Origin of the sequence: Candidatus Regiella insecticola LSR1 (assembly GCF_000143625.1) — a bacterium.
Classification (GTDB): domain Bacteria; phylum Pseudomonadota; class Gammaproteobacteria; order Enterobacterales; family Enterobacteriaceae; genus Regiella; species Regiella insecticola.
The window spans coordinates 176,816-190,491 of record NZ_GL379589.1; the positions used below are offsets into that span (position 1 = coordinate 176,816).

The following is a 13,676-nucleotide window of genomic DNA, read 5'->3' on the forward strand; positions in this document are numbered from 1 at the left end:
ATAGGATGAATTACGATGAAACGGAGTAAAAATATTAATCGAGAAAAATTTCGTAAATCTTGGCGCTATTATCGTCTTGCTCCTTTAGCTTTGTCCATGAGTGCCGTTTTTATATTAACCGGATGTGAACAAACGGATGAAACGGTGGCGATGTATCAAAATGCTGACGATTGTTCAAAAGCCAATCCATCGGGAGCAAATCAGTGCGCTAAAGCCTATCATGATGCATTGAAAGAAGCAGAAAGAACAGCGCCTAAGTATGCCAGCCGTGCTGATTGTGTGGCTGAGTTTGGTGAAAATCAATGTATTCAACCTCCGACTAGTACCCCAGCTCCTGCTCAAGCAGGGGGGACAACTGCTACTGAAGGAAGTAGCCCGTGGATGCCATTATTGGCGGGTTATATGATGGGGCGTTTGATGGGGGGCGGGGGTTCTCCACAACCCTTGTTTACTTCTCAAGCGCCTAACAGCCCTGCTAACGGTAAATTTGTTGATGCCAGTGGTAAAAGCTATGGTGCCGCCACACCGGGTCGCACTATGACAGTACCTAAAACAGCAATGGCTCCTAAACCTACGGTGACGAATACCATTACGCGCGGTGGATTCGGTGAATCGGTAGCCAAGCAGGCATCAATGCAGCGTAAGAATGAGCGCACTTCATCAAGCTCTCGTGTTCGTAGTATGGGGAGTTAAGGTTTAAAAAATGAAACGTGTAGAGATTAGTGAACGCCCTGATTGGCGTGAAAAAGCCAACGAATACGGTTTCGATTTTCATACGATGTATGATCAACCCTACTGGTGTGAAGACGCTTATTACCAATTTTCTTCGGCTCAAATTGAAGAGCTGGAAGACACTAGCGTTGAGTTGCATGAAAGGTGTTTAGACGTAGTGGAAAAAGTTATTCATAGTGATAAGTTGTTGACTAAATTTAGCATCCCTCAACATTGTTGGTCTTTTTTACGCGCTTCATGGCATCCCCGGCAACCCTGTCTTTATTCTCGTCTTGATTTGGCTTATGACGGTAAAAACCCGGCTAAGTTGTTAGAAAATAATGCAGATACCCCCACTTCGTTATATGAAACCGCATTTTTTCAGTGGATGTGGTTGGAAGATCAGATTAAAGCCGGCCATTTGCCTGTGAATGCCGATCAATACAATAGCTTACAAGATAAATTGATTGAACGTTTTATTGAATTAAAAGAAAAGGCGGGATTTCATTCATTACATTTGACTTGCTGTCAGGATTCGGCAGAAGACCGCGCTACGGTGAAATACTTAGAAGATTGTGCGCAGGAAGCGGGTTTATCGACTAACTTTTTGTTTATAAACGAGATTGGTATAGAAGAAAAGGGACAGTTTATCGATTTAGACGATAGGGTAATCTGTAATTTTTTTAAATTATACCCTTGGGAATTCATGTTTCGTGATGAATTTTCCACCAACTTAGGAAACGCCGGCGCACGTTGGCTCGAACCGGCTTGGAAAAGCATCATTTCCAATAAAGCACTATTACCCTTGTTATGGGAAATGTTTCCTGGTCACCTTAATTTGTTGCCTGCTTATTTCGCTGACGATGATCACCCACCAATGGATAGCTACGTTATCAAGCCATTATTTTCACGCGAAGGGGCTAATATTCAGATCATCAAAAACGGCCAACAAGTATTGCAAGTCGATGGTCCTTATGGCAAAGAAGGCATGATTGTGCAGCAATTCCATTCATCACCTAAGTTTGGTGAAAACTACACTTTAATTGGTAGTTGGCTGGTTAATGATAAGCCCTGCGGTATCGGCTTACGTGAAGACCGATCATTAATCACTCAAGATTTATCACGTTTTTATCCACATATTATTTTAGATTAGCTAGCCGATAGCCGACAAGATCTTCAATGGTCAAAACGGGCATATTATGCTGCTTGGCAAATTGAATAACTTCTGGCATGCGCGCCATGCTGCCATCGTCGTTAGTCAATTCACATAACACACCAAAGGGGTTGAAACCGGCTAATTGTGCTAAATCGATAGCCGCCTCTGTGTGCCCACGGCGTTTGATGACACCTTCTGCTTCGGCACGCAATGGGAAGACATGGCCAGGCCGGTGTAGATCAGTCGGTTTAGCATTATCCGCGATGGCAGCTTGGATAGTTTTCAGTCTATCAGCGGCAGAAACGCCAGTTGTGACGCCCTTTGCCGCTTCAATCGTTACGGTAAATGCGGTTTGAAATTGGCTCGAATTCTGACTGACCATCATGGGCAATTCGAGTTGTTTACGGCGTTCATCGGTGATGCAAAGGCACACGATGCCACTGCCATGACGGATAGTCAGTGCCATTTGTTCTTCTGTCATTGTTTCTGCCGCAAAAATTATGTCACCTTCATTTTCACGATTTTCGTCATCCAGCACCATGACGCCACGTCCCTCACGTAAAGCGTCCAATGCTTGTTTTACCCGTTTGGGAGCATCCCCGAATTCAAAAAGTGGTGATTGATTCACAGCAAAAACCTCATTGAATGAGCCATTACAGGTTGTTACAACGGAGTTATACCCTTCGCCTTTGAAGCCGCTGCGTTGTTGGCTGAGGGTGTTTGCCCTCATGGTCTATCTACGCGCTCATCGGTCTCACGCCCTGGCCGCCAGCGGCAACTTGAAGGACTGTGGTTATATCACAGGGTACCGCCTTGAAAAGAAGGTGCAGAACTATAGCGTTAATCATTTATCCAAGCAATCTTAGAGTCTGTTAGAAATTTTTTGTATTGTATTAAAATTGCACAGATAGCGCTTTATCTTATAATGAAGTGGGTATTACACTGAAATAGATTTCTTTCATAATGCCACTGCGTGGCGCGAATTCTATATTATGCGAGAAGTCTACTATATTCTCATTACAGGGTAGTTTCGCTTAGAGAGGCATATATGTTTGGTCTAAAAATAGTTGAAATGATCACCAAAAAAGTGCAGGGGTCTTTGCCTGAAACTGCTAATCGATTTAAAGACAATATTGAAAAGAAAGTCGGGAATGCATTGCAGGCTCAGCTGCCACGTCTTAATTTGATTAATCGTGAAGAATTTGACGTACAAAGCAAAATATTGTCAGATACCAGTGAAAAATTAGCCCTTTTGGAGCGAAAATTAGAAGCGTTAGAAGCAAAATTAGGCTCTGATACACCAGAAGCACAATCAAGCTCTGATATAGAAAAAACCATTCCCTGATTTTCCTTTAGAGCTTGCTGAAATCTTTTGTGCTCGTTTGTCAAAAAAGGGCGCAAAATGTTCATTTACGTCTTTGTTTTCATATAAAAAAGCAACTGGGCTTTTTCGCCCATTTTTTCCTCGTCGTCCCATTAGGCTTTTCTCAAGAAGATTTCGAATGGGCTCTTACGGTATTTTAGAGTGACATGAGCGGGATACTCTGTGGTGTTTATTGGCTCGATTAGACAAATTTTGTGCCAAAACGACTCCAGCCAAGGTAAGGCTGCCACCGATTAGATGATAAGTCATCAATTTTTCATTTAAAAAACTAATGGCAATGATAGCAGTGAACACCGGGGTAAGATTCATCAGCACAGCGGTGATATTGGCTCCGAGACGTGTAACACCTAAAATCCACAAAATAGGGTGCAATGATTGAGGCAGGGATCCCTGCATATAGCACCAGAGGAATATTTTGTGTGTTTAGTTTTATATCGGTAGTGAGTAAAAAATTAGGTAGCAGCAACAGCACGCCGAAGGCAATCTGCATATATAACAATTGCCAGCAAGGAAGTTTTATTGCCCAATGTGCGATTAACACACCGTATAAAGCGTAAGAAGCAGAGGCGCACAGCAGCATAAACTCACCGCTACCAACACCTTGATGCAGTAATTGTGTAGGATCACCTGCACTGACTAGCCAAACTAATCCGATTAAAGACAATATACTACCTAACACCACCCCCAGAGTGGGTGCGGTTCGTAATATTATAATGCTGATCAATATGGTGAATAGTGAAATGACTGAGCTGAATATACCGATAAATACTGCACTCACACTCTGTGCGGAATAATAAGCCAGGCTTTGGAAGAGCACCATCCCCAATAAACAGAGGGTCATTAATTTCCACCAATATTTTCGGATAGTTGGCCAATTACGAACCACACTCATGAATACGAATGGCGTTAAAGTCACTAATGCCAAAAACCAGCGGTAAAAAGAGATAGCCGCTGGATCTATCACGCCTGCCGCCATTTTACTTACCACCGCATTGGCCGACCAAATTATGACCGCTAACAGAAGATAGATTATATACATATCTTTTATCTTAAGATCCAAGTCTTTTGTGCTGGCTGACAATTAGCCAAAATGAGCTTTAAAATACGCATTTACCTCGTGTAAACTGCGCCCTTTTACTTATTTTCCTCTTTTAAATGTTGCTAAAGAAGATTTCGAATAGGCTCTTAAACGCACCAAAAGAGGATAGACTTTTTTTTTCATTTTCACCAATAATACTGCTCGTAAAATCATGGTACGGTAAAACATCATTAGACCTCTTTCCAAACCGTAGTTCGTTATGCTAAGTCAAGGCGCCGGAATGTACATAAAGTACATGAGGATTGCGAGCACCGGGCAACGCAGGATTGGCGTCACGTAGTAGGTTTGGAAAGAGGTCTATTTGCGAATTAACCCTTCGCTGGAGAATAGTAAGTGAAAATTTTAGTTGATGAAAATATGCCGCATGCGAAACAGTTGTTCCAGCGGATAGGTAACTTTGAAATAGTGTCTGGACGCGCTATTCCACGTACCGCGTTATGTGAAGCATCAGCTTTGATGGTACGGTCGGTCACTTCAGTGAATGCTGAATTATTGCAAGACACTGCGATTAAATTTGTTGGTACTGCCACTGCGGGTACTGATCATGTCGATAAGGCATGGCTACGTCAGCAGGGCATCGATTTTTTTTCTGCCCCTGGTTGCAATGCCATCGCAGTGGTCGAATATGTTTTCTCTGCTTTGTTAGCGATGGCTGAACGCGGTAATTTTTCACTGAGTGGTAAAACGGTCGGGATTGTTGGGGTGGGTAATGTAGGATCCCGCCTGAATGCGCGTTTAAAGGCACTCGGAATAAAGACCTTATTATGTGATCCACCTCGAGCGGATCGAGGGGATAAAGAGCAATTTTGGCCATTGGAAAAACTGGTGCGTGAAGCGGATATATTAACGTTACACACGCCGTTACATCAAACCGGTGCTTACCAAAGCTTTCATTTAATTAATGACGATGTATTGGCAGCTTTACCGGATGATCGCATTTTAATCAACACGTGTCGTGGCGCGGTGGTGGATAATGCTGCTTTGCTGCAAGGATTAAAAAAAGGAAAAAAACTAGGCGTAGTATTGGATGTTTGGGAAAACGAGCCCCACATTTCTCAGCCCTTGTTAGAGAAAGTGGCTATTGGTACACCCCATATCGCAGGTTACACTTTGGAGGGGAAAACCCGAGGGACAACGCAATTATTTGAAGCATTTAGTCGGTTTTGTAAATGTCCACAATCGGTTGAATGCAGCTCTTTATTACCGCCTTCTAAACTTGGACATTTTCGGCTTGATAGCCCACTCAATGAGAAGCAATTAAAACGATTAATGCAGTTAGTGTATGATGTGCGCCTTGATGCTTGCAATTTGCGCTGTAAGGGTACCCGTGAGTTTGATGATTTGCGTAAGCGGTATGGGATCCGTCGAGAATGGTCATCTTTTTGTATTCAATGTGACAGCATGGCCGACGCCGATCTTTTGCAAAAAATAGGTTTCTCTATTGAGATGATATAAATCAACATGTTCAACAATAATAAAATTGCCTTGGGAATCGAATATAGTGGTAGTAACTATTCTGGCTGGCAGCGCCAGAAAGACGCGAGCAGTGTACAGGGTTGTTTGGAAAACGCTTTATCCAAGGTGGCGGATCATCCCGTCACGGTATTCTGTGCCGGACGCACTGATGCAGGGGTGCATGCGACGGGTCAGGTCGTTCATTTTTCCACCCATTCGATGCGCCCCGAACATGCATGGACGATGGGAGTCAATGCGAATTTACCTCAGGATATCGCTGTTCGTTGGGTAAAATCGGTTCCAGAAGAGTTTCACGGTCGTTTCAGTGCCCTGGCTCGATGTTATCGTTATATTATTTTTAATCATTAGACCTCTTCGGAAACTAGCATTCATGAGGAATTTTGGTAAAACACTCCTGAACAAGGAGCCGCCATGAAATATGAAGTAATAAAAGTACTGGAAGAGGAAAAATTTCGTCGCTTAACGGGTGTTAAACGCAGTACATTTGAAAAGATGATAAAGATATTGAATGAAGCAGATAAGAGTAAGCAAGGGAAAGGAGGTCGGAAACCCAAGCGGGGTTTAGAAGAGCGCTTATTAATGGCACTGGAGTATATACGAGAATATCGCACTTATTTTCATGTCAGCCAAAGCTATGGCGTGAGTGAGAGCACATGCTATGAAACGATTAAATGGATAGAGAATACGCTAATAAAGCATCCTGATTTTGCCCTACCTGGACGCAAAGCTGTATTAAAAAGGGATAGGGAGTATGAGCTGGTTCTTATTGATGCCACAGAAACGCCGATTGAACGTCCCCAAAAAAACAAAAGCCGTTTTACTCAGGAAAAAAGAAACGACACACCTTAAAAACACAAGTGCTCGTTGATAAAAAAAGTAAAGCAGTCATCTGTACAAGCTTTACGAATGGGAGGCGCCATGATTTTAGGTTGTTTAAGGAGTCTGGTGTGCGAATACATCCTGACATCAAAACAGTTACCGATACAGGTTACCAAGGGCTTGGCAAGATTCATTCAAACTCGGCGTTGCCTAAGAAAAAGACAAAGAAAAATCCCTTAACAAAAGAAGATAAACGCAACAATCGTGCGTTATCAAGCCAGCGTGTATTAAACGAACATGTCATTGGTATGATTAAAAGATTTAAAATTGTATCAGACCGTTATCGAAACAGGCGAAAACGTTTTGGATTAAGATTTAATCTGATTGCTGCAATTTATAATATGGAAATTAGATAAATGATAGTTTCCGAAGAGGTCTATTGCTATTGTTCAGCGATTCTTGCCAGCGGTATTAGTCATTATCATCTGCCACTGGATGAACAAAAAATGGCTCGCGCGGCTCAACATTTGCTGGGTGAGCATGATTTTACCTCATTCCGAGCTTACAATGCCAATCGAAAACGCCGTTGCGCAATATGCAACAGATTAATATTCGCCGCTATGGTGCTTATATTGTTGTCGAAATAAAGGCCAATGCGTTTTTGCATCATATGGTGCGTAATATTGTCGGGAGCCTGATAGAAATTGGTTGCGGTCGTCAAAATGAAGATTGGTTGAAGCAGTTGTTAGCATTAAAAGATCGCAAGCAAGCTGCTGCGACAGCGAAAGCCGAAGGATTATATTTGGTAGCGGTCGATTACCCAGCCTGTTTTGCGTTGCCTCAGACATCATTAGGTTCTTATTTTTTGCCTGATATACCCTTCGGCCTGGCAGCCGAAGGCAACTTCAAAGACGAAGGGTATAACTAGTTTCTTGGACGAATATTATTTAAGAGAATAACAAATGGATATTATCGTTTTCATCATCGACTTTATTTTGCATATTGACGTCCATCTAGCGGAACTGGTGGCGCAATACGGTGTATGGGTTTATGGCATACTCTTTTTGATTCTATTTTGTGAAACCGGTTTAGTCGTCACTCCGTTTCTACCGGGTGATTCACTTCTTTTTGCCGCAGGTGCTTTTGCGACCCTGCCTTCTAATGATCTGAATGTGCATTTAATGGTGGCTCTGATGGTGATTGCGGCTATTACGGGTGATGCACTCAATTACACGCTGGGACGACGATTTGGCAAAAAATTATTTCAGGATCCAACATCAAAAATATTTCGTCAGGTCTATTTGGATAAAACGCATCTTTTTTATGAAAAATATGGAGCTAAAACCATTATTTTGGCTCGTTTTGCCCCTATTATTCGTACTTTTGCTCCCTTTATCGCAGGAATGGGAAAAATGTCTTATCGTCATTTTACTGCCTATAACGTGATAGGGGCGTTAGTATGGGTCGTGTCATTTACTTATGCAGGGTATCTTTTTGGTAACTTGCCGATAGTACAAAAAAATCTGAAATTATTTATTGTTATGATTATTATACTGTCTATTTTACCGGCGATACTTGAAATCTATAGACATCGGCGTACGGTGGCCGATCAAAAAAATCAATAGCCTGGTGATGAGAGTCAATTAAATTCGGTTAGTTTTTTATCTAGCTTGTTAGGCCAATAGGGTATAACGCGCGATATGATGACAGGAAAGAGTAGCGATGAGCTGGATTGAGCGAATTATTAATAAAAGTACCCTAGAAGCTTGTAAAGCGAATATACCTGAAGGGGTATGGACAAAATGCGATAGCTGCGAGCAAATACTCTATCGTATTGAATTACAAAAAAATTTAGAAGTTTGCCCTAAATGTGATCATCACATGCGCATCTCTGCCCGTGAACGTTTGGATTTGTTGCTAGATAAACCTTGTGATGGATCCTGTAAAAAAGAGTGTAGAGAAGAAGCCTGTACAACAAAATGTAAAAAAGCAAGAATAGAATTGGGTGCTGAGCTAGAGCCAAAGGATCCTTTGAAGTTTAAGGACAATAAAAAATATAAAGATAGACTGACTGCGGCACAAAAAATGACTAAAGAAAAAGATGCGCTAGTGGTGATGAAAGGCACCTTGTTTGATATGCTTATCGTAACAGCTGCGTTTGATTTTTCTTTTATGGGCGGATCCATGGGATCGGTCGTTGGAGCACGTTTTGTTGCGGCAGTTGAACAAGCATTGACAGATCATTGCCCGCTAGTGTGTTTTTCTACTAGTGGTGGTGCGCGTATGCAAGAAGGATTGATTTCGCTGATGCAAATGGCAAAAACGAGCGCTGCTCTGGCCAAAATGCAAGAGCGTGGTCTGCCTTATATCTCAGTATTGACTAACCCAACGATGGGTGGGGTTTCTGCCAGTCTAGCGATGTTAGGTGATATTAATATTGCAGAGCCGAAGGCTCTGATTGGTTTCGCTGGACCACGGGTTATCTTACAAACGGTAAGAGAAGTATTGCCGCCGGGTTTTCAAAGTAGTGAATTTTTGATCGAAAAAGGGGCGATTGACATGATTGTACGTCGTTTAGACATGCGCCAGACATTGGCGAGTATCTTATCTAAGCTGATGCATATACCCACAGTCCTTCAAGTTGCAGCGTCGCGGCCAGGGCGTGAGACCGATGAGCGTAGACATATTACGTGATTCGGCGGAACCCCCGCAGCCAACGCCGCGGTGGTTTTAAAGGCGAAGGGTATCAGCCTCAACCTCAGTCGATAGCGGCGAGTATACCCAATGAATTTCTAGTTACGGCAAGGCGGCAAGGGCGACCGACCGATGAGCGTAGACATACTACGTGATTCGGCGAGCACCCGCAGACAACAAAGCCGTAACTTGAAAGGCGAAGGGTATATAATAAAAAGTGAGTAAATGGGTCGTTATGGTAAATAATAAAAAAGGCAACATTTTATCGCCCCTTGAAAAGAGATAGCTATGAATAACTATCAGCTTCCTCAAACCCCGTCTTCTTTGACGTCATGGCTTTCTTATATAGGTTCCATACATTATCAGGCCATTGATCTAAGTTTAGAACGCATCAGAACAGTGGCTGAACGGCTCGACTTGCTTAAACCTGCAGCTAAAATACTGACTTTTGCGGGCACTAACGGCAAGGGTACAACCTGCTGTGTACTGGAGGCGATATTACTTAGCGCGGGTTTACGAGTAGGCGTTTATAGCTCACCCCATCTGCTGCGTTATACCGAGAGAATACGCATTCAGGGCTTGGAATTGCCTGAAACCGCGCACTGTAATTCTTTTGCTGACATTGAAGCTGCGCGAGGCACGGTCTCGTTGACTTATTTCGAATTCAGCACCTTATCAGCACTGCATCTGTTTAAACAGGCTGCGCTTGATGTCCTGGTGCTAGAAGTAGGGTTAGGCGGTAGGTTGGATGCGACTAATATTATCGATTCAGATGTTGCTGCGATTACAAGTATTGGGCTTGATCATACAGATAGGCTAGGCGCTGATCGAGAAAGTATTGGTCGTGAAAAAGCAGGAATATTTCGGCGGGGTAAACCGGCAATAGTGGGGGAGCCTGATATGCCTCACTCTGTTGCAACCATTGCGGCAGAGATCGAGGCTAAACTTTATCACTGTAATGATGACTGGCAATTTAGCCGGCAGACTGACGACTGGTGTTGGCAAAGTGGTTCACGCGTACTCACTCATTTGCCTTTGCCTAAAGTACCACTGCAAAATGCCGCCACGGCGTTAGCAATATTGCATTACTTAGCATTACCGCTGAATGACTCAGCAATTTATCAAGGTTTGCAGACTGCTTTTTTACCAGGGCGTTTCCAAATACTCACTGAACAGCCGCTGTTAATTTTGGATGTTGCTCATAATTCTCACGCTGCCCGTTATTTAATCGAGCGGTTTGATCAATTGCCAAAACGATCAGGAAAAATACGTGCAGTAGTGGGGATGTTAGCTGATAAAGATATTGCCAGTACGCTGACTTGCTTATCTGAAAGGGTTGACGAATGGTATTGTGTATCATTGACCGAGCCGCGGGGTGCCAGTGCTGAATTATTGGCGCAACATGTGTCAAAACCACGCCTGTTTGCTGATGTTGAAAGTGGTTGGTATCAGGCAATGAAAGATGCCGATTCGCAAGATGTAGTGATTGTTTGTGGTTCTTTCCATACGGTTGCACAGGTGATGACAGCTTACTATAGCCTTCGCCTTTGAAGCCGCCGTGTTGTTGGCTGCGTGCGTTAGCCCGAATCACGTAGTAGTCTACGCTCATCGGTCTCACGTCCTGGCCGCATAGTGGCAACTTCAGGGCTGTGGGTATATTCCTCGTCTAGTGCCGCTAAATAAGATTTCGGATAAACTGGTAGCGAGAGAGAGCCCAGTGGCAAATCAGTTTAAAAATCGTTTGGTTGGCACTATTATTTTGGTTGTATTAGGTGTCACAGTGTTGCCCATGTTATTTGATGGCAAAAAAAAACATTATGAAGACCAGTTTATCGCTATTCCACTCGTATCCACCGTTGATTTTCTCGAAGAACATGATGTGGTGATGCCAGTCAATCAATTTTTTCCCGCCCAACAGCCAGAGGAAATAGTGGCCGAATTAAATCCCCAACTCCCCCCATTAAAAGAAAACGCATTAACCAAGCCGAGTTATGTGGTACAACTTGGCGCATTGAAAAATGCCGCTAAAGTTAATGAGATTGTCGCCAAATTACGTTTGTCTGGTTACAACGCTTATACTTTACCGGCGATCCCTTTACAGGGGCAGATAACCCGCATTATGGTGGGGCCTAGTGTGTCGAAGCAGAAATTACAATTAACATTGCCTGAGCTGAATTCTCTTAGTGGTCTTGATGGTCAGGTAAAGGAATATGGTGTTGGATTTTAAACTAACATAATTTTATCGGAGTGATCATGACCTGGATTGATTACGTTATTGTTAGCATTATCGGATTTTCAGCGCTAATCAGTTTGAAACGGGGATTTGTTCGCGAAGCACTGTCACTGGTGATATGGGGATGTGCATTTTATATCGCCAGTCATTTTTATCAATACCTGGCTGTTTATTTAACGGGTTTTGAAAATGAATTGATCCGCCAGGGTATCGCGATTGGTATTTTGTTTATCGCTACTTTGGTGGTTGGCGCTATTGTTAATTCTGTTATTAGCTCATTGGTTATGAGTACTGGATTATCAGGAACGGACAGAGTGCTTGGTGTATTTTTCGGTGTATTGCGCGGTGTTTTTATTGTTTCTGTTGTTTTGTTTTTTCTCGATACATTCACTGGTTTCGCACAAAGTATGGATTGGAAAAATTCACTTCTCATCCCAAAATTTAGTGAAATAATTAAATGGCTCTTTAACTACTTGCAAAGTACTTCGAGTTTTTTGCCCAATTAATTGAAGATCCATTAACATCAATAAAGGATAGACAAACATGTGTGGGATTGTAGGGATTACTGGTTTTACATCAGTAAACCAGTCGATTTATGATGCCTTGATGGTGCTTCAACACCGAGGCCAAGATGCGGCAGGGATCGTCACCCTTGATGAAAATAATAGATTTCGTCTACGTAAAGCTAATGGCTTGGTAAAAGATGTCTTTGAAACTCGCCATATGCTGCGTTTGCAAGGCACCTGTGGGATTGGCCATGTACGTTATCCAACGGCAGGGAGTGCCAGTGTTTCAGAAGCACAGCCTTTCTACGTCAACTCACCGTTTGGTATTACTTTGGCACACAACGGTAATCTGACGAATGCCAGCGAGCTAAAAGATTATTTATTTAAACAAAAACGTCGTCATATCAATACGACATCTGATTCAGAAATTTTGTTGAATATCTTCGCGAGTGAACTGGAAACAGAAGAAAAAAAAGAAGAAGAAGCTATTTTTTCGGCTGTAAAGAGAACCCATGAATTAGTGAAAGGTGCTTATGCTTGTGTCGCTATGATCATCGGCCATGGCATGCTTGCTTTTCGTGACCCTAATGGTATTCGGCCATTGGTGATGGGAAAACGAAAACACATTTTAGAAGATGGCAACGTTAAATATGAATATATGGTCGCTTCGGAAAGTGTCGCCCTTGATACATTAGGTTTTGAACTTTGCCGTCATGTAGCACCCGGTGAAGCGGTGTATATCACAGAAAAAGGCGAATTATTTTATCGACAATGCGCAAAAAACCCACAATACCGACCCTGTCTATTTGAATATGTTTATTTTGCCCGCCCGGATTCCTGCATAGACAAAATTTCGGTCTACAGTGCTAGGATATCGATGGGGAAGAAATTAGGGAATAAGATTAAGAACTCTGAAGAGTGGAACAATTTAGCCATTGATGTAGTTATTCCGATTCCGGAAACCTCTTGTGATATTGCGTTAGAAATCGCTCACATTCTGGGTAAGCCCTATCGTCAAGGATTTGTCAAAAACCGCTATGTAGGCCGCACTTTCATTATGCCTGGGCAACAGGAGCGCAGTAAATCAGTGCGTCGTAAATTGAATGTTAACCGCGCCGAATTTTATGATAAAAATGTATTACTTGTCGATGATTCTATTGTACGCGGCACTACTTCTAAGCAAATTGTGCAAATGGCACGTGAAGCGGGTGCTAAAAATGTTTATTTTGCCTCAGCAGCGCCAGAAATTAGCTTTCCCAATGTATATGGTATTGACATGCCAAGTGCTAATGAGCTCGTCGCGAATAATCGAACACCGGATGATCTTAAAAAATTCATCGGTGCTGATGCGCTAATTTTCCAAGATCTTGAGGATTTGAAGGCCGCAGTGACAGAAGGTAATCCTGATATCACAGAGTTTGAATGTTCTGTATTCGACGGTAATTATGTTACCAAAGATGTTAATAAAGAATACTTGAAATATCTACAATCACTGCGCTCTGATGATGCTCAGGCCTTAAGCCAGCAGCATGAAGCAGAAAACCTTGAAATGTATAACGAAGGCTAGTTGTGTATATCTCATACTGATTTTTTATTAA

Annotated in this window: 12 protein-coding genes and 3 pseudogenes; 13 read left to right on the top strand and 2 right to left on the bottom strand. The window is 42.6% G+C overall.

The annotated features are described in order from the left end of the window. Positions 1 to 15 precede the first annotated feature (15 nt). Both REG_RS01250 and REG_RS01255 read left to right on the top strand, forming a co-directional pair. Positions 16 to 693 carry a DUF1190 family protein gene (locus tag REG_RS01250; protein WP_006704162.1) on the top strand — a complete coding sequence of 226 codons (678 nt, stop codon included), beginning with the start codon at positions 16 to 18 and terminating at the stop codon, positions 691 to 693. Between the two features lie 10 nt (positions 694 to 703). Continuing rightward, entirely contained in the window at positions 704 to 1,864 is a 1,161-nt protein-coding gene (locus REG_RS01255; protein ID WP_006704163.1) for a glutathionylspermidine synthase family protein, read from the top strand. Here the strand turns inward: REG_RS01255 and ribB are convergent. Next, positions 1,851 to 2,495, bottom strand: coding sequence for a 3,4-dihydroxy-2-butanone-4-phosphate synthase (gene ribB / locus REG_RS01260; RefSeq protein WP_039907067.1), 645 nt, complete (start codon positions 2,493 to 2,495; stop codon positions 1,851 to 1,853). The genes REG_RS01255 and ribB overlap by 14 nt on opposite strands. A 420-nt stretch (positions 2,496 to 2,915) precedes the next feature. Between ribB and REG_RS01265 the strand changes: the two genes are divergently transcribed. Continuing rightward, positions 2,916 to 3,212 (top strand): accessory factor UbiK family protein, encoded by a 297-nt coding sequence (locus tag REG_RS01265; protein ID WP_039906879.1) that lies wholly within the window; start codon positions 2,916 to 2,918, stop codon positions 3,210 to 3,212. A gap of 165 nt (positions 3,213 to 3,377) precedes the next feature. Here REG_RS01265 and REG_RS01270 read toward each other — a convergent pair. Then, positions 3,378 to 4,290: pseudogene (locus tag REG_RS01270) on the bottom strand (DMT family transporter). Positions 4,291 to 4,683: 393 nt separating this feature from the next. On the opposite strand from REG_RS01270, the gene REG_RS01275 reads away from it, so the two are divergent. From REG_RS01275 to purF, 10 genes and pseudogenes are all read left to right on the top strand, one after another. After that, entirely contained in the window at positions 4,684 to 5,805 is a 1,122-nt protein-coding gene (locus tag REG_RS01275; RefSeq protein ID WP_006704166.1) for a DUF3410 domain-containing protein, read from the top strand. Positions 5,806 to 5,811: 6 nt separating this feature from the next. After that, positions 5,812 to 6,171 (top strand): annotated as a pseudogene (locus REG_RS01280) (tRNA pseudouridine synthase A); the annotation flags it as partial. Between the two features lie 66 nt (positions 6,172 to 6,237). After that, a protein-coding gene (locus tag REG_RS11725) for an IS5-like element ISRein1 family transposase (protein WP_260200023.1) occupies positions 6,238 to 7,061 on the top strand; the annotation gives its coding sequence in 2 pieces (ribosomal slippage) (positions 6,238 to 6,625 and positions 6,625 to 7,061; 825 coding nt in all). A 27-nt stretch (positions 7,062 to 7,088) separates the two neighbouring features. Continuing rightward, positions 7,089 to 7,573: pseudogene (locus tag REG_RS01295) on the top strand (tRNA pseudouridine synthase A); the annotation flags it as partial. A gap of 34 nt (positions 7,574 to 7,607) precedes the next feature. Beyond that, positions 7,608 to 8,270 (top strand): DedA family protein, encoded by a 663-nt coding sequence (locus REG_RS01300; RefSeq protein WP_006704167.1) that lies wholly within the window; start codon positions 7,608 to 7,610, stop codon positions 8,268 to 8,270. A 97-nt stretch (positions 8,271 to 8,367) separates the two neighbouring features. Beyond that, positions 8,368 to 9,339 carry an acetyl-CoA carboxylase, carboxyltransferase subunit beta gene (gene accD / locus REG_RS01305; RefSeq protein WP_006704168.1) on the top strand — a complete coding sequence of 324 codons (972 nt, stop codon included), beginning with the start codon at positions 8,368 to 8,370 and terminating at the stop codon, positions 9,337 to 9,339. A 288-nt stretch (positions 9,340 to 9,627) separates the two neighbouring features. Beyond that, positions 9,628 to 10,890, top strand: a complete 1,263-nt coding sequence (gene folC / locus REG_RS01310) for a bifunctional tetrahydrofolate synthase/dihydrofolate synthase (protein WP_006704169.1) — start codon at positions 9,628 to 9,630, stop codon at positions 10,888 to 10,890. A gap of 166 nt (positions 10,891 to 11,056) precedes the next feature. Next, the gene (locus tag REG_RS01315) at positions 11,057 to 11,566 is read left to right on the top strand and encodes an SPOR domain-containing protein (protein WP_039906881.1); all 510 of its coding nucleotides are present in this window, start codon (positions 11,057 to 11,059) and stop codon (positions 11,564 to 11,566) included. 26 nt (positions 11,567 to 11,592) lie between these two features. Next, positions 11,593 to 12,078, top strand: coding sequence for a colicin V production protein (gene cvpA / locus REG_RS01320; RefSeq protein WP_039906882.1), 486 nt, complete (start codon positions 11,593 to 11,595; stop codon positions 12,076 to 12,078). Positions 12,079 to 12,115: 37 nt separating this feature from the next. Further along, positions 12,116 to 13,645 (top strand): amidophosphoribosyltransferase, encoded by a 1,530-nt coding sequence (gene purF, locus REG_RS01325; RefSeq protein ID WP_006704172.1) that lies wholly within the window; start codon positions 12,116 to 12,118, stop codon positions 13,643 to 13,645. Positions 13,646 to 13,676 lie beyond the last annotated feature (31 nt).